This window comes from Rhizobium etli 8C-3, assembly GCF_001908375.1.
Lineage (GTDB): Bacteria > Pseudomonadota > Alphaproteobacteria > Rhizobiales > Rhizobiaceae > Rhizobium > Rhizobium etli_B.
The window spans coordinates 3,960,676-3,984,304 of record NZ_CP017241.1; the positions used below are offsets into that span (position 1 = coordinate 3,960,676).

22 protein-coding genes, 1 tRNA gene and 1 pseudogene are annotated in these 23,629 nt (G+C 60.1%); 10 read left to right on the forward strand and 14 right to left on the reverse strand.

Annotated elements, in window-relative coordinates; all coding sequences use genetic code 11:
• Positions 1–194: 194 nt before the first annotated feature.
• The 5 genes from rplS to AM571_RS19580 all read left to right on the forward strand — a co-directional run bounded on the left by rplS (position 195) and on the right by AM571_RS19580 (position 4,811).
• On the forward strand, positions 195–731 hold the full coding sequence (gene rplS / locus AM571_RS19560; RefSeq protein ID WP_074063371.1) for a 50S ribosomal protein L19: 537 nt from the start codon (positions 195–197) through the stop codon (positions 729–731).
• 147 nt (positions 732–878) lie between these two features.
• Complete coding sequence (locus AM571_RS19565; protein ID WP_074062829.1) at positions 879–1,676, forward strand: basic amino acid ABC transporter substrate-binding protein; 798 nt, start codon at positions 879–881, stop codon at positions 1,674–1,676.
• A 16-nt stretch (positions 1,677–1,692) separates the two neighbouring features.
• Positions 1,693–2,514 (forward strand): amino acid ABC transporter permease, encoded by an 822-nt coding sequence (locus AM571_RS19570; RefSeq protein ID WP_074062830.1) that lies wholly within the window; start codon positions 1,693–1,695, stop codon positions 2,512–2,514.
• Between the two features lie 239 nt (positions 2,515–2,753).
• A complete protein-coding gene (leuC, locus tag AM571_RS19575; protein ID WP_074062831.1) occupies positions 2,754–4,163 on the forward strand; it encodes a 3-isopropylmalate dehydratase large subunit in 1,410 nt (469 codons plus the stop codon).
• Between the two features lie 105 nt (positions 4,164–4,268).
• A complete protein-coding gene (locus AM571_RS19580; RefSeq protein ID WP_074063372.1) occupies positions 4,269–4,811 on the forward strand; it encodes a SixA phosphatase family protein in 543 nt (180 codons plus the stop codon).
• A 53-nt stretch (positions 4,812–4,864) separates the two neighbouring features.
• Here the strand turns inward: AM571_RS19580 and AM571_RS19585 are convergent, their stop codons facing one another.
• Both AM571_RS19585 and AM571_RS19590 read right to left on the reverse strand, forming a co-directional pair.
• On the reverse strand, positions 4,865–5,695 hold the full coding sequence (locus AM571_RS19585; protein WP_074062832.1) for an aldo/keto reductase: 831 nt from the start codon (positions 5,693–5,695) through the stop codon (positions 4,865–4,867).
• A 132-nt stretch (positions 5,696–5,827) separates the two neighbouring features.
• A complete protein-coding gene (locus AM571_RS19590) occupies positions 5,828–6,376 on the reverse strand; it encodes a L,D-transpeptidase family protein (RefSeq protein WP_074062833.1) in 549 nt (182 codons plus the stop codon).
• Positions 6,377–6,520: 144 nt separating this feature from the next.
• On the opposite strand from AM571_RS19590, the gene AM571_RS19595 reads away from it, so the two are divergent.
• Together AM571_RS19595 and AM571_RS19600 are read left to right on the forward strand one after the other, a co-directional pair.
• Positions 6,521–7,204 carry a response regulator transcription factor gene (locus tag AM571_RS19595; RefSeq protein WP_074062834.1) on the forward strand — a complete coding sequence of 228 codons (684 nt, stop codon included), beginning with the start codon at positions 6,521–6,523 and terminating at the stop codon, positions 7,202–7,204.
• A gap of 13 nt (positions 7,205–7,217) precedes the next feature.
• On the forward strand, positions 7,218–7,673 hold the full coding sequence (locus tag AM571_RS19600) for a cyclic nucleotide-binding domain-containing protein (RefSeq protein ID WP_074062835.1): 456 nt from the start codon (positions 7,218–7,220) through the stop codon (positions 7,671–7,673).
• Positions 7,674–7,676: 3 nt separating this feature from the next.
• On the opposite strand, the gene AM571_RS19605 is transcribed toward AM571_RS19600, so the two are convergent.
• The 6 genes from AM571_RS19605 to tesB form a co-directional block, all read right to left on the reverse strand.
• Positions 7,677–8,480, reverse strand: coding sequence for an exodeoxyribonuclease III (locus tag AM571_RS19605; RefSeq protein ID WP_074062836.1), 804 nt, complete (start codon positions 8,478–8,480; stop codon positions 7,677–7,679).
• A 114-nt stretch (positions 8,481–8,594) separates the two neighbouring features.
• Positions 8,595–9,263: an outer membrane lipoprotein carrier protein LolA gene (locus tag AM571_RS19610; protein WP_074062837.1), complete on the reverse strand. Its 669-nt coding sequence runs from the start codon at positions 9,261–9,263 to the stop codon at positions 8,595–8,597.
• A 137-nt stretch (positions 9,264–9,400) separates the two neighbouring features.
• Positions 9,401–12,067 (reverse strand): FtsK/SpoIIIE family DNA translocase, encoded by a 2,667-nt coding sequence (locus tag AM571_RS19615; protein WP_074062838.1) that lies wholly within the window; start codon positions 12,065–12,067, stop codon positions 9,401–9,403.
• Between the two features lie 239 nt (positions 12,068–12,306).
• Positions 12,307–13,743 carry an ammonium transporter gene (locus tag AM571_RS19620; protein WP_074062839.1) on the reverse strand — a complete coding sequence of 479 codons (1,437 nt, stop codon included), beginning with the start codon at positions 13,741–13,743 and terminating at the stop codon, positions 12,307–12,309.
• A gap of 28 nt (positions 13,744–13,771) precedes the next feature.
• A complete protein-coding gene (locus AM571_RS19625; protein ID WP_027511789.1) occupies positions 13,772–14,110 on the reverse strand; it encodes a P-II family nitrogen regulator in 339 nt (112 codons plus the stop codon).
• Between the two features lie 222 nt (positions 14,111–14,332).
• Complete coding sequence (gene tesB, locus AM571_RS19630; RefSeq protein ID WP_074062840.1) at positions 14,333–15,217, reverse strand: acyl-CoA thioesterase II; 885 nt, start codon at positions 15,215–15,217, stop codon at positions 14,333–14,335.
• An 84-nt stretch (positions 15,218–15,301) separates the two neighbouring features.
• Between tesB and AM571_RS19635 the strand changes: the two genes are divergently transcribed.
• Complete coding sequence (locus AM571_RS19635; protein ID WP_074062841.1) at positions 15,302–16,516, forward strand: ubiquinone biosynthesis hydroxylase; 1,215 nt, start codon at positions 15,302–15,304, stop codon at positions 16,514–16,516.
• Here AM571_RS19635 and AM571_RS19640 read toward each other — a convergent pair.
• The 4 genes from AM571_RS19640 to AM571_RS19655 form a co-directional block, all read right to left on the reverse strand.
• A complete protein-coding gene (locus AM571_RS19640; protein ID WP_039846422.1) occupies positions 16,513–16,701 on the reverse strand; it encodes a Trm112 family protein in 189 nt (62 codons plus the stop codon). The two genes, AM571_RS19635 and AM571_RS19640, sit on opposite strands and share 4 nt — an antisense overlap.
• A 10-nt stretch (positions 16,702–16,711) precedes the next feature.
• Positions 16,712–17,395 (reverse strand): LON peptidase substrate-binding domain-containing protein, encoded by a 684-nt coding sequence (locus AM571_RS19645; protein WP_074062842.1) that lies wholly within the window; start codon positions 17,393–17,395, stop codon positions 16,712–16,714.
• Positions 17,396–17,499: 104 nt separating this feature from the next.
• Entirely contained in the window at positions 17,500–18,471 is a 972-nt protein-coding gene (gene trxA, locus AM571_RS19650; RefSeq protein WP_074062843.1) for a thioredoxin, read from the reverse strand.
• Positions 18,472–18,525: 54 nt separating this feature from the next.
• Entirely contained in the window at positions 18,526–19,035 is a 510-nt protein-coding gene (locus AM571_RS19655; protein ID WP_074062844.1) for a prolyl-tRNA synthetase associated domain-containing protein, read from the reverse strand.
• A 250-nt stretch (positions 19,036–19,285) separates the two neighbouring features.
• Between AM571_RS19655 and AM571_RS19660 the strand changes: the two genes are divergently transcribed.
• Positions 19,286–19,360, forward strand: a tRNA-Gly gene (locus tag AM571_RS19660).
• A gap of 187 nt (positions 19,361–19,547) precedes the next feature.
• The gene (locus tag AM571_RS19665) at positions 19,548–20,879 is read left to right on the forward strand and encodes a glucoamylase family protein (protein WP_074062845.1); all 1,332 of its coding nucleotides are present in this window, start codon (positions 19,548–19,550) and stop codon (positions 20,877–20,879) included.
• Here AM571_RS19665 and AM571_RS19670 read toward each other — a convergent pair.
• Positions 20,876–21,916: an ABC transporter ATP-binding protein gene (locus AM571_RS19670; RefSeq protein WP_074062846.1), complete on the reverse strand. Its 1,041-nt coding sequence runs from the start codon at positions 21,914–21,916 to the stop codon at positions 20,876–20,878. The genes AM571_RS19665 and AM571_RS19670 overlap by 4 nt on opposite strands.
• Positions 21,913–23,628 (reverse strand): annotated as a pseudogene (locus tag AM571_RS19675) (ABC transporter permease). The gene AM571_RS19670 and the pseudogene AM571_RS19675 overlap by 4 nt, the downstream one beginning before the upstream one ends.
• Between the last annotated feature and the right edge of the window lies 1 nt (position 23,629).

The window sequence follows — 23,629 nt, forward strand, 5'->3', positions numbered from 1 at the left end:
AAATGTCGTCCAAGGGATGACAAGGCCCTGGCTTTCGTGTAGTAGCGCACGCGGAAATGGGGCTAGCCCCGTCTGCCAGCAAACAAAGAATGGCGAATCCGCTCCCGCCCGCAAAGGGCAAAATCCCGAGGCAATGCCAAAGGATTCACGTGTCGAGCGCTCTGGCTGTTTCAGAAGAACCAAGGGTTAAGACGATGAACATCATTCAGCAGCTCGAGGCCGAACAGGCCGCCAAGATCGAAGCCAAGCGCACGCTTCCGGAATTCTCTCCTGGCGACACGCTCCGCGTCAACGTCAAGGTTACGGAAGGCAACCGTACCCGCGTCCAGGCCTATGAAGGCGTCTGCATCGCCCGCTCCGGCGGCGGCCTGCAGGAAAACTTCACGGTCCGCAAGATTTCCTACGGCGAAGGCGTCGAGCGTGTATTCCCGATCTATTCTCCGATGATCGAAAGTGTCGAAGTCGTTCGCCGCGGCAAGGTTCGCCGTGCGAAGCTCTACTACCTGCGCGACCGTCGCGGCAAGTCCGCCCGTATCGTTGAGAACACCGGCACCCGCGCCCGCAAGCTCAACGACGCCGAGCGCGCTGCTGTTGCCGAGGAAAAGGCACGTATCGAAGCCGAGAAGGTTGCAGCAGCTCAGGCTCTCGCAGCCGAAAAGGCAGCAGCCGAAGCGGCAGAAGCAAAGGCAGCAGCTGAAGCTGCAGCCGCTGCAGAGGCTACGGCAGAATAAGGTCAGCGAACGCAAAACTCTTTGCATGGAAAGGCGGTCTTCGGGCCGCCTTTTCTGTTTTGGGTCTGCGCCGTGGGAGCCACGCTCTTGCCATCGGCGTCGCAACTATGACAGTTTCCCCGGGCACCATTTCATTGGAGAATCCTGATGCCGTTTTGCCGCACCATCCTTGCAGGCCTTGCCGCTCTCGTTCTTTCGCCGTTGGCAGCCCTCGGCGCCGATCTGCCGGATCTAGGCGGCAAGACGGTGGTCGTCGTGACCGAGAATGCCTATCCGCCGCTGCAATTCGTCGATCCCAAGTCCGGCAAGCAAATCGGCTGGGAATATGACGCGATGAACGAGATCGCCAAGCGGCTGAACTTCAAGGTCGAATATCAAAACACGAGCTGGGACGCGATGATCCAGGCCGTCTCCGACGATCAGTACAACATCGGCATGACCGGCATCACCATTAAGGACGACCGCAAGCAGAAGGTGGATTTCTCCGACCCTTATATGCGCTCGCAGCAGTTCATGCTGGTCCGGGCAGATGAGGGCCGCTTCACGGACGCCAAGAGCTTCGGTGAAGTCAAGGACGGCCTTGTGGGCGCGCAGCCGGGCACCTCGCCCTTCTACACCGCCGTCTATGAAATCCTTGACGGCAATGAGCAGAATCCGCGTATCAAGCTCTTCGAAACCTTCGGCGCGACGGTCCAGGCGCTCAAGGCCGGAGACGTCGACGTGGTGCTTTCCGACAGCGTTGCCGCGAAGGGGTATGTCGATGCCTCGAACGGCACGCTCAAGGTCATCGGCGGACCGCTCGGCACCGAGGATTTCGGTTTCATCTTCCCGAAGGGCTCCGATCTCGTTGCCCCCATCAACGCCGCGATCGCCGAATTGAAAGCCGACGGCACGCTCGACGCACTGAACAAGAAGTGGTTCATCGACTACAAGATGGGCGAGTGATGCAGGTCGGCCGCTGATGGCCCTGCAGCCTTCTCCTGCGGGAAATTCAAAGGGCGACTATCCGTGGTGGCTGGCTGCCCTTGCTGCGATCGGCATCATCCTTGCCATCGTCATCGTCACCAACGGCATCTATGCACAGGTTTTCCGTACCGTCGTCAACGGCGTATGGATCACTGTCGTCGTGACGTTGGTCGCCTTTGCGCTGGCCACCTTGCTTGGCCTCGGCATCGCTCTTCTCGGGCTATCCGACAGCGTCGCGCTGCGGCAAGCATCCCGCTTCTACATCGAGATCATCCGCGGCATCCCGATGCTCGTGCTGCTCTTTTATGTGGCCTTTGTCGGGGCTCCGGGCATTGTCGGCGCCTATAATTTCCTGATCACGCCATTTGTGAAAGCCGGATTGGCCGAACCGGTCCTCGTGCGTGACCTGTCACTGATGTGGCGTGCGATCATCGCCCTGATGATCGGGTATTCCTCCTTCATTGCCGAGATTTTCCGCGCCGGCATCCAATCGGTCGACCATGGGCAGATCGAAGCGGCAAAGGCGCTGGGCCTGTCGCGCTACCACCGCTTCCGCCTTGTTGTCTTTCCGCAGGCGATCCGCGTCATCTTTCCGCCGCTATCGAACGATTTCGTTTCGATGGTGAAGGACAGCTCCCTCGTTTCCGTGCTCGGCGTTTCCGACATCACGCAGATGGGCAAGGTCTATGCCTCCGGCTCCTTCCGCTTCTTCGAGACCTATTCGATCGTCACCTATATCTATCTGATCCTGACGATTGGCTTGTCGCTCGCACTGCGGCAGATCGAGCAGCGGATGGGCAGAGCTCACAGCCGGTAGCGCTGCATGATTCGAATTGCCGTTTCCGAGAAAAATCGCTATATGCAGGCCCATGGAAAGCAAGTTCCGGTGCATTGGCGCGCATATATTTGTGCTGCAGGATCATTATCGCCTGCCGGCCCGTTTCTTTGCGACGGTATCCGGTGCGCTCAACAGCCGACTTCGTTGATCGAATGATGGCCGGCGGGCCTTGCCGCCTATTTCTTCTCCCATTGCATCCAAAAACGGACTGAACAGCCATGAGCGCACCGCGTACCCTTTACGACAAGATCTGGGACGACCATCTGGTCGACGAACAGGCAGACGGCACCTGTCTTCTCTACATCGACCGCCATCTGGTCCACGAAGTGACCTCTCCGCAGGCGTTCGAAGGCCTGCGCATGACGGGCCGCAAGGTTCGTGCTCCCGAAAAGACGCTTGCCGTCGTCGATCATAACGTTCCGACCTCGCCTGATCGCCATCTCGGCATCAAGAACGAGGAGAGCCGCATCCAGGTCGAGCAGCTTGCCAAGAACGCGGCCGAGTTCAAAGTCGAATATTACTCCGAGAACGACAAGCGTCAGGGCATCGTGCACATTATCGGGCCGGAACAGGGCTTCACCCTTCCGGGCATGACGATCGTCTGCGGCGACAGCCATACGTCCACGCACGGCGCCTTCGGCTCGCTCGCCCACGGCATCGGCACGTCCGAGGTCGAGCACGTCCTGGCGACGCAGACGTTGATCCAGAAGAAGGCGAAGAACATGCTGGTGCAGGTCGACGGAAAGCTGCCGGCAGGCGTCACCGCCAAGGACATCGTTCTCGCCATCATCGGTGAGATCGGCACGGCTGGCGGCACCGGCTACGTCATCGAATATGCTGGCGAAGCGATCCGTGCGCTGTCGATGGAAGGCCGCATGACGATCTGCAACATGTCGATCGAAGGCGGTGCCCGCGCCGGCCTGATTGCGCCCGACGATACGACCTTCGAATACATCAAGGGCAAGCCGCGTGCGCCGAAGGGCGAGGCTCTGGAACAGGCGATTGCCTACTGGAAGACGCTCAAGTCCGACGAAGGCGCACATTTCGACCGCATCGTGAAGCTCAACGCCGCCGAACTGCCGCCCATCGTCTCCTGGGGCTCTTCGCCGGAAGACGTCGTCTCGGTTCAGGGCGTCGTTCCGAACCCGGACGAGATTCAGGACGAAACCAAGCGAGCCTCAAAGTGGCGCGCGCTTGACTACATGGGCTTGAAGCCAGGCATGCCGATCACCGAGATCAACATCGATCGCGTCTTCATCGGCTCCTGCACCAACGGCCGTATCGAAGACCTTCGAGCAGTTGCCAAGGTCGTCGAAGGCAAGACCGTTGCTTCGACCGTCAACGCCATGATCGTTCCCGGCTCCGGCCTCGTGAAGGAACAGGCCGAAACCGAGGGCCTCGACAAGATCTTCAAGGCAGCCGGTTTCGACTGGCGTGAGCCGGGCTGCTCGATGTGTCTTGCCATGAACGACGACCGCCTCAAGCCGGGCGAGCGCTGCGCATCGACGTCCAACCGCAACTTCGAAGGCCGTCAGGGCTTCAAGGGGCGCACGCATCTCGTTTCGCCGGCCATGGCTGCCGCTGCTGCAATCGCCGGCCATTTCGTCGATATCCGCGAGTGGAACTGACGGATATTGCCTCCCTTTCGGTTTGAAAGGGAGGCATGCCATCTTGAGAAGACAAGATGCGCATTCGGTGAGACAATGGTCTCCTGCCTTTTTCAGGTGAGCGGCATGAATGCGTCGAAAAAGCCTTCGCCGAAGTACCTTCGCCTTTTTCTGCTGCGCCACGCAAAATCCGCTTGGCCGGACGATGTCGCAGACCATGACCGCCCGCTTGCCAAGCGCGGGCGAAAGGCCGCGCCGTTGATCGGCGCCTATATGGATCGTGAAGGGCTCTTGCCGGATCTCGCCCTGGTGTCGACGGCGCGGCGCGCGCAGGAAACATGGAAGCGTGTAGCAAAAAAGCTTTCCGCCTCGACTGTGGAACGCGATGTGCCGGATTTATACGAAGCCTCGGCAACGCGCATTGTCGGCCTGCTCCACAAGATTGAGCCGTCGTTTCGAACCGTCATGCTTGTCGGACACAATCCCGGATTTCAGGATCTCGCGAACAATCTCATCGGAAACGGCGATCGGGAGGCCTGCGCACGCTTGAAGGAGAAATTCGCCACTGCCGGCATGGCGATCATCGCCTTTGAGGCGAACAGCTGGGCGGATATATCGCCTGGAAGCGGACGTCTCGAGCGCTTCGTGACACCGCGTGAACTCACCTGAGCGAACGCCTCCTCCTCCGCGCAATGGTGGAGGAGGAGATGGCGGTCTGTTGCTCAAAACGTTGCCGTATAGGGCTCCGGTCCCATTCGGGCATTCCTGTCGTCAAGCCTGGCAATCGCTGCCATGTCCTCGCCATCGAGCTTGAAATCGAACACCTTGAAGTTTTCCTCGATGCGCGACGGCGTCACCGACTTGGGGATCACGACAAGGCCGCTCTCGATATGCCAGCGAATGATGACCTGCGCGGGTGTCTTGCTGTGCTTCCTGGCGATTTCCCCGATAACCGGGTTGGCGATGAACTTCCCTTGACCGAGCGGACTCCAGGATTCGGTCACGATATTCAGCTTCCGGTGAGCGTCCTGCGCCGCCTTCTGCTGAAAATCCGGGTGCAGTTCGATCTGGTTGATGACCGGGACCACCCCGGTATCGCCAATAATGTGATCCAGATGATCCGGATAGAAGTTGGAGACGCCAATCGAACGCGCACGGCCTTCCTCCTTGATCTTGACGAAGGCCTTCCAGGTCTGGCGATAGAGTCCGCGATGCGGTGACGGCCAGTGAATCAGGTAGAGATCGACATATTCGGTGCCAAGCTTCTTCAGGCTGCCCTCGAAGGCACGCAGAGTGCTGTCGTAGCCCTGGTCGGTGTTGCGAAGCTTTGTCGTGATGAAAACATCCTTGCGATCGAGACCGGAGGACCGCACGCCCTCGCCGACACCCTCTTCGTTGTCGTAGCCCGAAGCCGTGTCGATATGGCGGTAGCCGACTTCGAGAGCCTTGCGAACCGTCGGAGCCGCGACCTCCTGTGGCGTCTGCCATACTCCGAGGCCGACCTGGGGAATGGAATGTCCGTCATGGAAAGTGATGATGGGTTGATTGGCCACAATAAATCTCCGGGAGTTTGAAGGATTGGTGGGTCATGAATTTGAACCCGCAAGCGGATGTCCCGGCCCTTCAGCCTGAGCGCCGGTCAAAGCGGATATAGGAGACGGTGCACGGATTATCACCCCTGATGCTCATACAACGCGTATGACTGTCCCCTTGCGCATGTGCGGCAAAAGGCGGCGCATGTCGCGCGGATGGATGGCAAGGCAACCGGCTGTCGGCTGATATCCCGGCCCAATCAGATGGAAGAAGATGGCTGATCCCCGATTGCGGGCGCGGGATGTGATATTCCAATCCATGACGAGACATATGTCGTAGAGACCGTCCTTGCGCTTCATCTCTTCGTGGCTTTTACGGAACGGCGCTCTGACGAGGCGATTGTAGTTCGGGTCGCCGGGCTGGTCGCACCAGAGCATGTCGTCACGGATGCGGCGGATCGGGAGCGGTGTCTTAAGGCGGCTCGGATGTTTGCCGCGGCAAAACCCGTAAAGCAGCTTCATGGAAGCAATCGGCGTTGCACCGTCGCCCTCGCGCTTCAAGATGGTGCGGCCGGAACGGCCGATCGCGGCAGGAAAGACGAAAGGACCGCATTGAATGAGTGCGCGGCTTTTCCTGCCGGGCGCGGGGCGCACAATAATGGTGGATGATACAGTTCTTGCGCTTCGCCTTGTTTTCTCCATTTTTCTCACATGTTTTTGTTTTGCTTGGGACTTCGATTGAAATCACATCGGCCCTGGCCCGGCAACAGCTCGTCTTCCGGTCTTTGCCAGCGATCGAAATATGGCGTAGGACTTGATGAGACGGAATCTGAGGAACAGAACCGCATGACCGCACGCACCATTCTACTGGTGGATGACGACGACGACCTTCGCGAAACTCTCACGGAGCAGCTTGCGCTCTATGATGAGTTCACGGTCCTGCAGGAGGCGACGGCCGGCAAGGGCATACAAGCTGCTCGCAACACGCCCGTCGATCTGCTGATCATGGATGTCGGACTGCCGGATACGGACGGACGCGAAGCCGTGAAGCTGCTGCGCAAGGGTGGCTTCAAGGCGCCGATCATCATGCTGACCGGGCACGATACGGATTCCGATACGATCCTCGGTTTGGAGGCCGGCGCCAACGACTATGTCACCAAGCCCTTCCGCTTCTCGGTGCTTCTGGCCCGCATCCGCGTCCAGCTCCGGCAGCACGAACAAAGCGAGGACGCGACCTTCACGGTCGGGCCCTATCTCTTCAAGCCGAGCCAGAAGCTGTTGACCACCGAAAACGGCCAGAAGATTCGCCTCACGGAGAAGGAAGCGGCGATCATCCGCTATCTCTATCGCGCCGAACAGAAGGTGGTTACCCGGGACGTCCTTCTTGAAGAAGTGTGGGGCTATAATTCCGGCGTGACGACCCATACGCTTGAAACGCACGTCTACCGCCTTCGCCAGAAGATCGAGCGCGACCCGTCGAACGCCGAGATCCTGGTAACGGAAAACGGCGGCTACAAGATCGTACCTTAGGGCAAAGAGCCGGATGGCGCTGACAGACGACATTAACATGCTTTCGCAGCAGCCGCTCTTCAAAGGCATGTCGGCCGACCAGTTGCGGCTGATCGCCTTCGGCGCCGACCGCCGTTCGATTTCCACCGGGCAGATGCTTTTCCGCGAAGGATCGCCGGCCGAAAGCGCTTATGTCGTCGCCAGCGGCGCGCTGGAACTCAGCACGACGGGCCCCGACGGTCATCCGAAGGTCGCGCACATCGCACGCGAGGGCACATTGCTGTCCGAGCTCGCTCTCGTAACGCTGGTGGAGCGAAAGTTCACCGCCGTGGCGCGGGAGGATTCCAGTGTGATCCGCATCACGCGGGCACTCTTTTACAGGCTGATCGAGGAATATCCGGATGCGGCCCGCATCATAGAAAGCCGCATTCGCGACAACATCGCGGAATTGGCGTCGCGCGCGAGCGCACAGCTTCACCGCTTTTCGTAGATCTCAGAAATTGAAATGCGCAGTCACGGGCACGTGATCGGAGGGCCGGTCCCATCCGCGAGCTTCCTTGAGGATTTCGATGCGCTGGAGCAGCGGGCCGAGGTCCGATGACGACCAGATGTGATCGAGGCGGCGGCCACGATCGGCAGCCTCCCAGTCCTTGGCGCGGTAACTCCACCAGGTATAGAGCTTTTCGTTCGACGGCACGTGCTGGCGCATGAGATCAAGCCAGGCTCCGCGCCTCATCGCCTCCAGCAGGCCCTCGGTTTCGACCGGCGTATGGCTGACGATCTTCAGCATCTGCTTGTGCGACCAAACGTCGTGCTCGAGCGGCGCGATGTTGAGATCGCCGACGAGTATCGCCGAGGTATTCGCTTCGCCGTTGGCCTTCAGCAGCTTCATTTCCTCGACGAAATCCAGCTTATGAGCGAACTTCGGATTGATGGCCGGGTCCGGCTCGTCGCCGCCGGCGGGTACATAGAAATTATGCAGCCGCACGCGGCGCCCTCCACGCTCGAAGACCGCCGAGACATGGCGCGCGTGGCCGACATTTCCGTAATCCAGGCGATGATCCTCCTGGAGCGGGATGCGCGAGGCGATTGCGACGCCGTGGTAGCCCTTCTGGCCATGGACGATGATGTGCTCGTAACCCATGGCGCGCAGAGGGGCCGCCGGAAAGAGTTCGTTCGGAACCTTGGTTTCCTGCAGGCAGAGGATGTCCGGCCTGTGCTTGAGGACGAACTGCTCGACGATCGGCATGCGCAGCCGCACCGAGTTGATGTTCCAGGTGGTAATCGAGAAGCTCATGCAATTGCCTTTCAACGAGACTGAAAAGGCCTTAGAGCAAAGGGGTTGCGGATGGAACGTCCACACGCAAAAACGCCCGGCTTTCACCGGGCGTTTTTCACAGAAAGTCATATGTCAGTCACGGGAAGCGGCAGTCCCTGGAATGCTTTCGTACGGCACCCTGAAGACCTTCTGATCAAACTGAACGCCGGTCCTCACATTGAACACCATCACGGACGTGTCCTTGCCCTGGTTATCGGTGATCGTCCACTGACGCAGATCGTAGGTCTTCGGATCGAACATCATCGTGATCGTCGAATTCCCGAAGATCGTCTTGTTGCCAAGCGAAATCGTCGTCAGGTCCGATTCCTCCTTCACGCTCTTTACCGAACCGTCCGACAAGTTGATCCTGCGTGCAAGCAGCAGGCTGAGCGGCGTCTTGGACAGCGGATAGAGACTCCAGGTCTTCAGCTTCAGGTTCCCGACCGCGACATTCCTGCCGTCGGAGATCACCCGGATCGGCGACGGATCGTTGTAGTTGAAGCGCAGCTTGCCGGGGCGCTCGATGTAGAATTTGCCGCCTGTCTGTTCGCCGCGCGGGCCGAACTGCACGAATTCGCCCTGCATGGTGGCGACGTTGGAGAAATGGTCGGCAATTGCCTGTGCCGTTGAAGAACCGCCGGCCGCTGCCTGCGCAAGGGCGCCGAACGGCGCTGCAGCCGAAACAGCCGCCAGAGCCATGGCCCCGAGAAGGTGACGGCGGCTGAGCAGCAAGCCACTGGAATTGAAATCGGAGTTGGTCATCTAGGTCTCCTATGATGCGACCTGCATGCTGCCGAAAGGCGGCGTCTTCATGGCGCAGAGGCATCGCTGCAGAAGGTAACGTTTGCGAGGCGATCAGGTTTCCGTGAAGTCATTGCCCCGGCATCTTTTTTCGGCCTCTAGCGATCGAGGATATCGCCTTCGGTCGGAACCAGGATTTCGCGCTTGCCTGCGTGGTTCGCAGGTCCGATGACGCCTTCCTGCTCCATGCGCTCGATCAATGATGCGGCGCGGTTGTAACCGATGCCGAGACGGCGCTGGATGTAGGAGGTCGAGGCCTTGCCGTCGCGAAGCACGATGGCGACCGCCTGATCGTAGGGATCGTCGGAATCGGCCAGATTTGAGGTCCCCGCCGGACCGCCGTAATCATCGTCTTCGTCATCATCAGCGGTGATCGCATCAAGATATTGCGGTGCGCCCTGGGTCTTCAGATAGGACACGATCTCCTCGACTTCCATATCAGCCACGAAGGGACCATGGACGCGCTGAATGCGCCCGCCACCAGCCATATAGAGCATATCGCCCATGCCGAGCAGTTGCTCGGCGCCCTGTTCGCCGAGGATCGTGCGGCTGTCGATCTTCGACGTGACCTGGAAGGAGATACGGGTCGGAAAATTCGCCTTGATCGTGCCGGTGATGACGTCGACGGACGGACGCTGGGTCGCCATGATCACGTGGATGCCTGCGGCGCGCGCCATCTGCGCCAGACGCTGGACGGCGCCTTCGATATCCTTGCCGGCGACCATCATGAGGTCGGCCATTTCGTCGATGATGACAACGATGTAGGGCATCGGCTGCAGGTCGAATTCCTCGGTTTCGTACATCGCTTCGCCGGTGTGGCGGTCAAAGCCTGTCTGCACGGTTCGGGAGATCGCCTCGCCCTTGGCCAGCGCCTGCTCAACGCGCGCATTGAAGCCATCGATGTTGCGGACGCCGATCTTCGACATTTTCTTGTAGCGCTCTTCCATCTCGCGGACCGTCCATTTGAGCGCGACAACAGCCTTCTTCGGATCGGTGACCACTGGCGACAGCAAATGCGGAATGCCGTCATAGACCGAAAGCTCGAGCATTTTCGGATCGATCATGATCAAGCGGCACTGTTCCGGCGTCAGACGATAGAGCAGCGAGAGGATCATGGTGTTGATGGCAACCGACTTGCCGGAGCCCGTCGTACCGGCAACCAGCAGGTGGGGCATCTTCGCGAGATCGGCAATGACGGCTTCGCCGCCGATCGTCTTGCCGAGTGCCATGGCGAGCTTCGCCTTCGAACCTTCGAAATCACGCGATGCGATCAGTTCACGCAGGTAAACAGTTTCACGCGTCGAGTTCGGCAGTTCGATGCCGATCGCGTTGCGGCCAGGGACCACAGCGACACGGGCGGCGATCGCGCTCATGGAGCGGGCAATGTCGTCGGCAAGGCCGATGACGCGCGAGGACTTGATGCCCGGGGCAGGCTCGAGCTCGTAGAGTGTGACGACCGGGCCCGGGCGGACATGGATGATTTCGCCCTTGACGCCGAAGTCTTCCAGAACGCCTTCGAGCATGCGGGCATTCTGCTCCAGCGCATCGGCGGAAAGCGATGAGTCACGGATGACATTCTTTGGTTCGGCGAGCAGGTGAATAGAGGGGAGCTGGAAGCCTTCCGGACGAATGAAGGTACCCTGTGATTCCCGTTCGATGCGGGCACCTGGCTTCGGACGCGAGATCTGCGGCACGACGCGCGGCTCAGGCTTGCCGCCGGCCGCCTTTGCCGGTGCACGTATCATCCAGTCATCTTCGTCGTCGTCCGGTAGAATATCGGCCGGACGCGGAGGCATGTCGCTATCGAATGGCGCTTCGCCATCGTCGTCGCTGATCGAAATCGAGGGCGCAGAGACGACCCGACGCAGCGAATTGGCGCGCGGTTCCATGGACGGCTCCAGGCGCTCGCTGCGGCCTGCCGGCGCCTTGGCGCGGACGGGCTCGTTCAGGGTGCCGAATTCATCATCGTTGAAGTCGTAGGGCGATTCGAAATCGCTCTGGCGGCGCTTGCGTGGCGCCATGCCGAGGATGCGGCGCATCCGCGCCTGGCTCATATACCAGGCATGTGTCAGCGCTCCGAACGCGAGCCAGCCGCCGCCTTCGTCATCCTCCTCCTCGTCGGCATCACCAACCGAGCGGGCCTTGGAAGGTATAGCCACGAGTGCATCGCCCTCGTCCTCTTCGCCTTCGGTGCGGCCGACGATGCCGGCAGCAAAGAGCATCATCCAGGCTGTGGGCAGCGCGAACACGCAGCCGACCGCCGTGGCGAACGCGCCGCTCGGATAGGCTCCGACAAAAAGAGCCGGAAAACGCAGGATCATATCGCCGATGACGCCACCGATGCCGTTGGGGATCGGCCATGTCAACGGCGGCGGAAAGCATCCGATCACGGCAGACGAAAGGATCGAGCCGAGAGCCCAGGCGCCGGCCCGTGCAGGAATGCGGCTAATACGACGGCCTGAAATCAATGCCAGGGCCCAGGCGACGACCGGCAACAGCGCCACGACGCTTGCAAGGCCGAAGAACTGCATGGCGATGTCGGCAAAGGCGGCACCGCCATATCCCAGGACGTTTGCCGGCGGATTGCCGGTTGCGTAGGAATAGCTCGGATCTGTGACGTTCCATGTCGCGAGTGCCGCGACTGCGAGCGCCAACAGCAGGAAGATCGCAAAGCCCAGGAGAGCCTGCGCCTGCCGCAACACGAACCCTGTGAGGGAGAAACGGTCCGGCCGGCTATCAATCACCGGCGACGTGCTTCTTGCCATATACCCAACCCGTCCAATGCTGAGCGCGCGAATCGCCGAGGCGTCGCCACGCAATATGCGTCCGCCCCACCTAATCAAAGGAGGGTTAAAGCGATGTTAACCATGAGAGGCTGGACAAGCCGGACCGGCAAATAAAAAGGGCCCGAACCAAAGGTCCGGGCCACGATTGGGCCTGTATAGCTGAACAGAGCCGCGACGGGCTGAGCGGCGCCCTTTTCCAGGCGCCGCTGACCCTGCCATCAAGAAGAGTGGTAGGCGGCTTCGCCATGGGTCGACAGGTCGAGACCTTCGCGTTCTGCCTCAGGGGTTACGCGCAGGCCGACGATGAGGTCGACGATCTTGTAAAGGATCGCCGAGCCGACGCCCGACCAGACGAGGGTCGTCAGGACGCCCTTTAGCTGAGCCCAGACCTGAGTTGCCGTCCCGGCGTAGGATGCAGCAAAGTCCGGGGTCGAGTAGTCGACGATACCTGCGCCGCCGAGAGCCGGGTTGACGAGAATGCCAGTGCCGATCGCGCCGATGATGCCGCCAATGCAATGCACGCCGAAGACGTCAAGGCTGTCGTCGTAGTTGAACTTGTTCTTCACGACGTCGACGAAGAAGTAGCAGGCCGGCGAGACGATCAGGCCGAGAACGATCGAGCCCATCGGACCTGCAAAGCCTGCTGCCGGCGTAACGGCAACGAGACCGGCAACAGCACCCGAAGCAGCACCCAGCATGGAAGCCTTACCGCGGGCGAAGGTTTCGACGATGCACCAGGAAACAGCGGCAGCAGCCGCTGCGACGAAGGTGTTGATCATGGCGAGCGAAGCATAGGAGTTGGCTTCGAGGTTGGAACCGGCATTGAAGCCGAACCAGCCGACCCACAGAAGCGATGCACCGACCATGGTGAGCGTCATGGAGTGCGGAGCCATGATTTCCTTTTTATAGCCCGTGCGCTTGCCAAGCATGATGGCGCCGACGAGGCCGGCAATACCGGCATTGATGTGAACGACCGTGCCGCCGGCGAAGTCGATTGCACCATAGGAGAAGATCAGGCCGGACGGCGAGGTGTAGGAGCTCGGACCACCCCAGAACCAGACCATGTGTGCCATCGGGAAATAGATGAAGGTGACCCACAGGATAACGAAGAGGATGAGGGCGGAGAATTTGATGCGCTCGGCAAACGCGCCGACGATGAGGCCGGGCGTGATGCAGGCAAACGTCATCTGGAACACGATGAAGGTGTATTCCGGAATGGCGACGCCCTTCGAGAAGGTCTCGGCGAGCGACGACGTGTTGACGCCGGCAAGGAAGGCCTTGGAGAAACCGCCGATGAAGCTGTTCAGCGAACCGCCGTCGGTGAAGGCCAGCGAGTAGCCGTAGGTGACCCAGATCAGGGACACGACGGCGGTGATCATGAAGACCTGCATCAGCACGGAGAGCATGTTCTTGGCGCGCACGAGGCCGCCATAGAAGAGAGCCAGGCCAGGAATGGTCATCAACAGCACGAGCGCCGAGGAGACGAGCATCCAGGTATTGTCACCCTTATCCATGGTGAAGGCCGGAGCCGCTGCAGCCGCGGCATCGGCAGCAGCCGGCGCGGTCTCCTGCGCAAAGGCGACGACCGGCGCTAGGAGCGCGGCAGACGCAGCCCCGAGCCGCGCAAATGTGGAAGAAAACTTCGAAATTGACATTGGGATAAAGCTCCTTGCTCGGCCGTTCTTACAGCGCTTCGGTATCGGTTTCGCCCGTGCGGATACGGACGGCATGGTCGATCGAGTAGACGAAAATCTTGCCGTCGCCGATCTGGCCGGTCTTGGCCGACGACGCGATGGCTTCGACGGCCTTGTCGACGATTTCTGATGCGACTGCGATTTCGATCTTGAGCTTCGGCAGGAAGCTGACCGCATATTCCGTACCGCGATAGATTTCGGTATGTCCCTTCTGGCGTCCGTAGCCCTTCACTTCGGTCACGGTCAGGCCCTGAATGCCGATCGCCGTGAGGGCCTCGCGGACCTCATCGAGCTTGAACGGCTTGATAATGGCCATCACAATTTTCATCTGGTTTTCCCATCCTTCGTTATCCTCGGCGCGGTGCCGACTCTCCTTGCCGCTGACGTTCAAGAACAGCGACTGGGGATCTACATTCAAAGGGCGTGCCAGTTTCGAAGCGATTATAAGTTATTGAAAAGTAAAGACTATAATGAACGGTGCTATTTAAGAGGCAAATGACACGGCAACAACCGCCCAAATAATGCCCAAATTCGCAAAATTGCACATTTTTTATTCATTTGCCTTTTTCCGAATCAGACCTTCCTGCGCGACTGACGCAATCAGAACACCCGACCGGGTAAAAAGGCTACCGCGCGTGAGACCGCGCGCACCGCAAGCCGATGGGCTGTCTTGTGTGTAAAGCAGCCAATCCTCAAGTTTGTCAGGCCGATGAAACCACATGGAATGGTCAAGGCTCGCAACCTGCAGGCTCTGGTCGAAGATCGACGTCCCATGGGCGTAGAGCGAGGTATCGAGCAACGTCATGTCGGAGAGATAGGCAAGCACGGCAGCTTGATAGTGCCGACTGTCCGGGACCGGTCCTGTCGCCCGTACCCACACGTCCTGGCGCGGGTCGAGTTTCTTGTCGGAAAGGTAGTGTGTCAGCGAAACCGGCCGGATTTCGATCGGCCGTTCGCGCTCCCAGTATTTGCGCACAGCCGCCGGCGCATGCGCGAGATACTGCTCCTTGATCTGCTGTTCGCCCAGCAGTGTTTCCGGCATGAGAACATCGGGCATTGCGAGCTGATGATCAAAACCCGGCTCCTCGATCTGGAAGGAGCACGAGAGCGCAAAAATCGCCTTGCCGTGCTGGATTGCCACCACCCGGCGCGTGTTGAAGCTCGATCCGTCACGGATGCGCTCCACCTGATAGACGATCGGTACGGAGGGATCGCCTGGCCGCATAAAATAAGCATGCAGCGAGTGAACGAAGCGCTCTGCCTCGATCGTCCGCTGGGCAGCCATCAATGCCTGACCGATCACCTGTCCGCCAAAGACGCGCTGCCAGCCGACCTGCGGACTGCGGCCGCGAAAGATATCGACCTCGATCGGCTCGAGATCAAGCGTCGCGAGCAGCGTTTCCATGGCTGTGGGTTTGGCCGCGTCGTCCATCATTTGTTCAGCTCCCAACGGTAGGAAGTGGGGATGCGATGATCTATATAGATCATCAAAGTAATCACAAGGCGCGGAGAGCGGGCGATGCAGGACATGCTGGTTGTTGGCGCAGGTTACGTCGGCCTTTCCGCGGCGGTCGCGGTCAAGCAGGCGGCGCCCCACCTCGATGTCGCGGTCGTTGAAGCGGCGCCTGAGCATGTATGGCAGAAGGATATGCGCGCCTCGGCAATCATCGCCGCGGCAACGAAGATGCTGGAGGTCTTCGGCATCTGGGAGGAAATTCAACCCGAAGCCCAGCCGATCACCAAGATGATCGTGACCGATTCGAGGACAGCCGATCCGGTCCGCCCGGTTTTCCTCACCTTCGATGGTGAAGTGGAAGATGGCCGCCCTTTTGCGCACATGATCCCGAACGCCGTCCTGGTCCGGGCGTTGCGCGGCGTCTGTGATCGTCTCGGCATCGAAATCCGGCATGGACTGAGCGCCACCGGCCTGAAGACAGAAGAAAACCGGATCTCTGTGACGTTGTCCGATGCCAGCACACTTCAATCACGCTTGCTCGTCGCCTGCGATGGCGTTCGCTCGAAACTCCGCGATCTGGCGGGCATCAAGACGGTCAGCTGGGATTACGGTCAGTCCGGCATCGTGGTGACCGTCGAGCACGAGCGGCCGCACAATGGCTGCGCCGAAGAGCATTTCCTGCCTTCCGGCCCCTTTGCGATCCTGCCGCTCACCAACAACCGGTCCTCCCTTGTCTGGACCGAGCGGGCACACGATGCCGACCGGCTTGTTGCCGGCGACGACCTGATTTTCGAAGAGGAACTGGAGCGCCGTTTCGGCCACAAGCTCGGCGCGCTCAAGGTGATTGGCGAAAGGCGCGCCTTCCCGCTCGGCCTCACGCTCGCCCGGGCTTTCGTGGCGCCACGCTTTGCACTTGCAGGCGATGCAGCACACGGCATTCACCCGATTTCCGGCCAAGGCCTCAATCTCGGCTTCAAAGACGTGGCAGCATTGGCGGAAACGATCGTCGAGGCCGACCGGCTCGGGCTCGATATCGGCTCGATCAATATACTCGAGCGTTACCAGACTTGGCGCCGCTTCGATACTTTCCGCATGGGGGTGACGACCGACGTGCTGAACCGGCTGTTTTCCAATGACATGATGCCGTTACGCATTGCCCGCGACGTCGGCCTCGGAATCGTCGACCGGCTGCCGGGCCTCAAATCCTTCTTCATCGGGCAGGCGGCCGGGACCGCGGCCAGGAACAATCCACGACTTCTGGCAGGCGAGACGATCTAATCGTCGAGCCGCCGCGCCTCTGACACCAGCATGATCGGGATGCCGTCACGGATCGGATAGGCAAGGCGCGCCTTTTCCGAGACGAGTTCGTTGTGCTCGCGGTCATAGCGCAGCGTGCCCTTGGTCAGCGGACAAACAAGCAGCTCAAGCAGTTTCGGATCAACACGACTTAGTTTTTCGTCCATATCCGATGAATTACTGCAAAACCGTATCGGAGTCACCGAAGACCCGCGCAAGCACGATTTCAGTGATAGCGATCAGGGTTTCCGCCCTGGTTTTGAGATCGGGAGCCTCCAGCAGCGCCTGCTTTTCTGCAGGGCCAAAGGGCGACATCATCGCAAGCGAATTCACGAGCGTCAGATTGCTGGCGCGCTCTACGCTTTCCCAATCAGCTTCCAGCTTGTTCGCGTCGAGATAGGCCCTGAAAGCGGAGAGCAAAGCGCCACGATCGACGGCATCTTCCTCGTCGCGTGCAGAGAGATCGGAAATGAAGGGAGCGATGCGGAAGCTTCTGAACGGCTCATGCGTCATTTTCTCGCCAAGCAGGCGGAAACGGCAGACACCCGTCAGCGAAACGATATAGCGCCCGTCGCCTGTTTCGGCGAAAGAGGTGATCCGGCCGATGCAGCCGACGGGCGCAAGTTGAGGTTCGCTGCCTTTGTTGCCCGAAGTCGAATCGTTGTCGCCGAGCGCCGGCTGGACCATGCCGATCAGCCGGTTGCCAGCCAACGCAGCGTCAAACATCGCGAGATAACGCGGTTCGAAAATGTTCAACGGAAGCTGTCCCGTAGGCAGAAGAAGAGCGCCGGTCAGAGGAAAGACGGCGATCGAATCTGGCAGATCGCCGGGCTTTAAATATCTTGCGTTCCCGACTTGCATCAAAACTTGTCCCACACCCAAGCGACAGGAGCGAAAAGCTGCTCCCTGTCCTGCCCCTGAAATGTGGTGCCCTTGCCCAAAAACGCAAGGGCAAGGCCTTAAAGTTACGAGAAGAGCATCGCCGACAGCTTGCGCCGCGCCGACAGCGTTGCCGGATCCTTGAAGCCCCAGACTTCGAAGAACTGCAGGAGTTGGCGGCGTGCGCCGTCGTCATCGAAGGTCCGGTCCTTGCGCATGATATGGAGCAGATGCTCGGCCGCCTCGTCGCGCTTGCCCTCGACATTCAGGATCTTGGCAAGCTTCATGCGCGCGTCGTGGTTATCAGGGTCGAGCGCAAGGTCGTGTTCGAGGGCGATCGGATCACCGAGCTTGCGGGCTTCTTCGATCTGATCGAGCTTCGTAATGACGGCCTGAATGCCGGCGTCCTTGGCAAGCTCGTCCGGCAGATCGGTCAGCGTTTCGCGAGCGCGCTGATGCTGGTTGGCGGCAATCAGGCATTGGGCCATCCCGGCAATCGCCTTGGCATTTTCCGGATCGGCTTGCATAACCGCGCCGTAGAGTTGCGCGGCGCCATTAACGTCACCCGCGGCCAGAAGTCCCGCGGCCTCCTCGAGAACCGCTTCGATCTCCGCGGCCTGGTCGGCACCGGCAGGACCGGCAATGCGGTCGATGAACTGGCGAATCTGGCTTTCCGGCACGGCACCCATGAAACCGTCGGCCGGGCGGCCGCCGACGAAAGCGATCACAGCGGGAATCGACTGGATGCCAAGCTGGCCTGCAATCGACGGATGATCGTCGATATTCATCTTCACGAGCTTCACGCGGCCTTGCGCTTCATTGACCACCTTTTCGAGGACTGGCGTCAATTGTTTGCATGGACCGCACCAAGGCGCCCAGAAATCGACAAGCACCGGCTGGTTGCGCGATTCCTCGATGACGTCCTTCGTGAACGTGGCGGTTGTCGTATCCCTGATATGTCCGCCGCCGGCCGCCGGCTGCGGCGCCGAACCGAAGGTCGCTGTTGCCGACATCTGACTGCCGAAGGAATTGCTGTAAGAATTGTCGCTACCGCTCATTGGTATCTCCCGCCATGCCGGTTGCCCGGCTTTTTCTAGCGCTAAAATCGTATGTCAGGCCGTCACTTTCAAGACAAGCGGCTTATGGCCGGTCGCTTCCATGAAGCGGATGAGATCTGCGCTTGCAATCGATGTCGTCGCATCGTTTGACAACGGATGGCAATTGACGACCTCCTCCTTCATCAAGTCTGCATCGAGAACGAAGGTCACGTTGTTGCCCGTGTCGTTGATGGCGCCAAAGGCGGTGACCGCGCCGGGGATCACGCCAAGATATTCGATCAGCTTTTCCGGCTTGCCAAACGAAACCTTGCTGGCGGCGCCGATCAGCGCATGCACTGTCTTGAGATCGACTACGGCATGCTCCTCGACCGTCAGCAGGAAGAACTGATCCTTCTTATCTTTCACGAAAAGGTTTTTTGTATGCCCGCCGGGAATAGCATCGCGCAGCGACACCGATTCGGCCACGGTGAAGACTGGAGCATGCTCATGCGTGCTGTGTGCGATGCCGAGCCCATCGAGGAAGGCGAAAAGATCGTTCTTGTTTTTCGGCCTGGCTTCGGTCATCGCGGCGTCCGTCCTGGAAAGAATAAGGTGCCCCTGATTAAGTCGGAGGGACGTGTTTTGCAATCTTCCGGATCGACGCTTTTTCCTGAATTTGCGGCAGTTTGAAAAGGAGCTTCTGACGGCGTGGAATTTTTCTTGGCCTTTGGGTGATTTCCCTGTTGCATTTGAAAATCGATTGGGCCATATAGCGCCCGTCGCCGCAAGGTGGCAGCCCACGGTCCACCAACTACCCCGGACCGATGCGGATTGAGCGGGTGTAGCTCAGGGGTAGAGCACAACCTTGCCAAGGTTGGGGTCGAGGGTTCAAATCCCTTCGCCCGCTCCAATTTTCAAACATATCAAAACCTTATGATAAACCGCCGTGAGGCGGTTTAATGGTTTAACGCCATGTCCGCACGCCGCGTCGCCAAAACGGCCGGGCGCAGCCATTTGCCGCATTAGCTGAAAAAAGTTTGATTTGCGCGCAACGCATCGCCATGTTGAGCGCGGGCGGGCAACGTTTGGTTTGATGTATGCTGCAACGAATTGACGACACGGATGCCGCGCTGATCGACAGGCTGCAGAAATCCGCATTCGACTATTTTCTGAAATATACCAATCTTGAAAACGGCCTGGTCGCGGATACGTCAGTGCCCGGAGTTCCTTGCAGCATCGCTGCCGTCGGCTTTGCGATTTCGAGCTACGCGGTCGCTGCCGAGCGGGGATGGATGACGCGGGCGGAAGCGGCAGGCAGGTCGGTCACGACGCTGCGTTTCTTTGCCAGGAGCCATCAGGGACGCGAACGCCACGCGACCGGCTATCGCGGCTTCTATTACCACTTCCTGCATATGGATACCGGCCACCGGGCCTGGAACAGCGAACTCTCGACAATCGACACGACCTTGCTGGTCGCCGGCATGCTGACGGCTGCGGCCTATTTCGATCGGGCCGATGCGGTGGAGACTGAAATCCGCGAACTCGCGAAATTCATCTATGAGCGCATCGACTGGCATTGGGCGTTGAACAAGGGGCAGACCGTCAGCATGGGCTGGAAGCCGGGCAGTGGCTTTCTGCGCTGGCGCTGGCAAGGATATGACGAGGCGCTCCTGCTTTATATATTGGCGCTTGCTTCGCCGACCCATCCGATCCCGCCATCAAGCTACGATGCCTTCGTCTCAAGCTATTCCTGGATGCTCTTCGGCAAAACGCCCTATCTCTATGCTGGCCCGTTCTTCATTCACCTCTTCCCGCATGCCTGGATCGACTTCCGCGGGATCCAGGATCGAGAGATGGCCGCCCGCGACTGGGACTATTTCTGCAACACACAAGTTTCGATCGCCGTGCAGCGCGATTATGCCGAACGCAACCCCGGACACTTCGTTGGCTACCATAAGGATGTCTGGGGACTTTCGGCCACCGACGGCCCGCCACCGACGCGCAACATGCGCAGCGGCCGCCGGCCGAAGGTGCTGGGTTACGCCGCCCGTGGTGCACCGCTTGGCCCGGATGACGGGACAATAGCGCCCTGGGCGGCGGTTGCGGCATTGCCCTACGACCGGCAGGCGTCGCTGGATGGCCTGAAGGCGCTGCTCACCGCCTATCCCGATCTGCTCTGTGAAGGCCGCTTTCCAGGCGGCTTCAACCCGACGGTGAAGACTGCCCGGCCTGAAGGTTGGGTTGACGATCGATGCGTCGCGATCGACCAGGGATTGCTGGTGATGACGATCGAAAACGATCGGTCGGAATTCATCTGGCAATTGATGCGGCAGTCGCCGGTCATTCGTCTCGGCCTTGAACGGGCCGGTTTTACGGGCGGCTGGCTGGAGCGGGCGGAAACGGACAGGGTTTCGCGAAAGACCGCTTAACGGCGGCCGAAGACATGCGCCTTGCCGGCGATATCAAGGCGAACACGATCGCCGCGTTCGGGCAAAGCCACGCTGGATGTCTTGATCAAGATCGGCGGCAGCGCCACGCCTTCCAGAGACACCGCCACGGTGCAGGTCGCGCCGCCGAACTCGACCTCGACGACACGACCACCATGGGCAGGTTCGCTTTTATCGGCAACGACGCGGATCTGCTCCGGCCGCAGCATGATCTCGGCCTTGCCTTGATGGCTGCCTTCCACCGCAACACGGCCGAGCGCGCAATCGGCAAAGCCATCGCGGATGATCGCCGGAAGCATCACCGCATCACCCAGAAAGAGTGCGGTCTCGCGGTCCTTCGGCTGCAGGTAGAGGGATTGCGGTGAACCCGCTTGGATCAGCTTTCCTTCCCTGAGCACCGCGACCTGATCGGCAAAGGAGAGGGCCTCTGCCTGATCGTGGGTGACGAGAATCGTCGTGATGTCCGCCGCCTGCAGCACACGCGCGACAGCCTTGCGCATGTGTTCGCGAAGGCCGGTATCGAGTGCGGAGAAGGGTTCGTCGAGCAGCATGAGGCGCGGCTTGCGGCCGAGGGCTCTTGCCAGAGCCACGCGCTGCTGCTGGCCGCCCGAAAGCTGGTGGGGACGGCGCGTCAGCATGTTGCGGTCGAGCTCGACCATATCCAGTAGTTCGACGATCCGTTTTCCGCGATCGGGAGCGCTTCGCTCGAAACCGAAGCCGATATTGTCGGCAACGCTCAGATGCGGGAAAAGCGCCCCGTCTTGCGAGACGATGCCGATGCCGCGCTTGTGCGCGGGAACGGTTGTCGAGCCATCCGCGAGCACTTCACCGTTGAGGACGACCTGCCCTTCATCCGGCCGCTCGAAGCCGGAGACGATGCGCAGCAAAGTCGTTTTGCCCGAACCCGAGGGGCCGACGACTGCGGTGCGGCTTCCGGCGGCAACGCTCAGCGTCACCTTGTCCAGGGCTGTCACTTGGCCATAGCGCTTGCTGACAGACTGGATCGTAAGCAGGGTCATTGGCCGGCGGTCCGTTTCGATTGGGCATAAAGAAGAAGGGTCAGCGGCAGCGACAGCACGATCATCATCACCGCATAGGGAGCGGCCGACACATAGTCGATTTCGCTGGTCAGAGACCAGAATTTCGTTGCCAGCGTTTCAACGCCGTTCGGCGACAACATCAGCGTTGCCGTCAGTTCGTTGGTAATGCCAAGCGCCGACAGCGCAATGCTTGCAGCAAAGCCCGGGGCAGCAAGGCGCATGGTAATCTGGCGCACGGCCTGCGATGGCGTGCGCCCCAGGCACATGGCAGCCCGTTCCAGCTCGACAGGTGCTTGTGCGATGCTGGCACGAAGTCCGACCATCGCACGCGGCAGGAAAAGCAGGACATAGGCAACGATGAGGGTCGCAAAAGTCTGGTAGAGCGGCAGCGCCAGCCGCACGGTGATCGTCACCAAGGCAAGCGCCACGACGACGCCCGGAAGCGAGCCGACATAATAGTGGCAGCCTTCGAGCAAGCGCTGGAACCGCCCCGGGGCGCGGACCGAAAGCCAGGCCATGGGCGCGGCCGCGATCGTCGTCAGCACGCCGCCTGCGACGGCAAGGACGATCGTCTGAACGAACGCATTTCCGACCGCATCCAGCCGCCAGATCTCGCCGCCGCCGAGATAGAGCCAGCGGCCGAGCGTCATCAGCGGGACACCGAGCGTCAGCACCGCAAGCGTGCCCGGCAGCAGAATGGCAGGTACGACAAACCAGCCGAGACGACGGCGATCGGCGGGACGTGCGGAACCGGATCCGACGCGGGCGTAGCGCTCGTTGCCGCGCAGCAGGATTTCTAGGCCAAGCAGGAAAAGACAAAAAGCGACCAGCACACCGCCGAGCATATTGGCCGCAGGGCTGTTATAGGCCGACTGGAACTGATCGACGATCGCGGTCGAAAAGGTGTCGAAGCGGATCATCACGTAAAGCCCGTATTCCGACAGGAGATGCAGCCCGATCAAGAGCGAGCCTCCACAGATCGCAAGCCGCAACTGCGGCAGGATCGTGCGGAAGAAGACGCGCCAGGGATTTAGTCCAAGTGACGCAGCAGCGTCCTCGATCGCCGGATCGAGGCGGCGAAGAGCAGCAGCGACCGGCAGATAGAGAAAAGGATAATAGGCGAGCACGGAAACAAAGACGCCGCTCTGCAGGCCGCGCATGCCGGGAACGAGGCTCACCCAGGCATAGCTGTGCACGAAGGCTGGAACGGCAAGCGGCGCAACGGCAAGCCAGGACCAGAACCGCGGAAACGGGACATCGGTCCGCTCCGTCAGCCAGGCGAGCGTCACGGCAAGAGCAATCGACAGGGGAATGGTGAGCGCCTCGAGGAAGATCGTGTTGACGAGCAGTTCGCCGACACGGGGCCGGAAGACCAGCTCCTTGACCGTCTGCCAGCCGACATTGACGGTCATCCAACCGATGAAGCCAAGCGGCACGAGGCTCAAAATTGCGATAAGCGTTGCAAAGACGACGACGGAGGCGTGCGGCATGCGCCCGCGCAGGAAACCTGTCCCGCTGACTGGCGCTCCATTGCCGGGCGCGAGCCCGCAAACAAGCGATCTGTTGTCTTGCAGCAAGGCCGACGCCTTTGATACGCTGGAAAAGGAAGGCAACCGTCCCTTTTTGAAGCGGTTGCCGGAATGGTCATGCCGTAAGGTTTTCTTGAGCCAAAAGCAATAGTTTTGACTCAAT

Bases quoted from the DNA above. Each gene is read 5' to 3' on its own strand.
- AM571_RS19620 (WP_074062839.1), bottom strand. From the start codon at position 13,743: ATGTCAATTTCGAAGTTTTCTTCCACATTTGCGCGGCTCGGGGCTGCG.
- AM571_RS19610 (WP_074062837.1), bottom strand. From the start codon at position 9,263: ATGACCAACTCCGATTTCAATTCCAGTGGCTTGCTGCTCAGCCGCCGT.
- AM571_RS19625 (WP_027511789.1), bottom strand. From the start codon at position 14,110: ATGAAAATTGTGATGGCCATTATCAAGCCGTTCAAGCTCGATGAGGTC.
- rplS (WP_074063371.1), top strand. From the start codon at position 195: ATGAACATCATTCAGCAGCTCGAGGCCGAACAGGCCGCCAAGATCGAA.
- AM571_RS19605 (WP_074062836.1), bottom strand. From the start codon at position 8,480: ATGAGCTTCTCGATTACCACCTGGAACATCAACTCGGTGCGGCTGCGC.
- AM571_RS19645 (WP_074062842.1), bottom strand. From the start codon at position 17,395: ATGCAAGTCGGGAACGCAAGATATTTAAAGCCCGGCGATCTGCCAGAT.
- AM571_RS19590 (WP_074062833.1), bottom strand. From the start codon at position 6,376: ATGGAGAAAACAAGGCGAAGCGCAAGAACTGTATCATCCACCATTATT.
- AM571_RS19600 (WP_074062835.1), top strand. From the start codon at position 7,218: ATGGCGCTGACAGACGACATTAACATGCTTTCGCAGCAGCCGCTCTTC.
- AM571_RS19670 (WP_074062846.1), bottom strand. From the start codon at position 21,916: ATGACCCTGCTTACGATCCAGTCTGTCAGCAAGCGCTATGGCCAAGTG.
- AM571_RS19565 (WP_074062829.1), top strand. From the start codon at position 879: ATGCCGTTTTGCCGCACCATCCTTGCAGGCCTTGCCGCTCTCGTTCTT.
- AM571_RS19570 (WP_074062830.1), top strand. From the start codon at position 1,693: ATGGCCCTGCAGCCTTCTCCTGCGGGAAATTCAAAGGGCGACTATCCG.
- leuC (WP_074062831.1), top strand. From the start codon at position 2,754: ATGAGCGCACCGCGTACCCTTTACGACAAGATCTGGGACGACCATCTG.
- AM571_RS19615 (WP_074062838.1), bottom strand. From the start codon at position 12,067: ATGGCAAGAAGCACGTCGCCGGTGATTGATAGCCGGCCGGACCGTTTC.
- trxA (WP_074062843.1), bottom strand. From the start codon at position 18,471: ATGAGCGGTAGCGACAATTCTTACAGCAATTCCTTCGGCAGTCAGATG.
- AM571_RS19665 (WP_074062845.1), top strand. From the start codon at position 19,548: ATGCTGCAACGAATTGACGACACGGATGCCGCGCTGATCGACAGGCTG.
- AM571_RS19635 (WP_074062841.1), top strand. From the start codon at position 15,302: ATGCAGGACATGCTGGTTGTTGGCGCAGGTTACGTCGGCCTTTCCGCG.
- tesB (WP_074062840.1), bottom strand. From the start codon at position 15,217: ATGATGGACGACGCGGCCAAACCCACAGCCATGGAAACGCTGCTCGCG.
- AM571_RS19640 (WP_039846422.1), bottom strand. From the start codon at position 16,701: ATGGACGAAAAACTAAGTCGTGTTGATCCGAAACTGCTTGAGCTGCTT.
- AM571_RS19655 (WP_074062844.1), bottom strand. From the start codon at position 19,035: ATGACCGAAGCCAGGCCGAAAAACAAGAACGATCTTTTCGCCTTCCTC.
- AM571_RS19580 (WP_074063372.1), top strand. From the start codon at position 4,269: ATGAATGCGTCGAAAAAGCCTTCGCCGAAGTACCTTCGCCTTTTTCTG.
- AM571_RS19595 (WP_074062834.1), top strand. From the start codon at position 6,521: ATGACCGCACGCACCATTCTACTGGTGGATGACGACGACGACCTTCGC.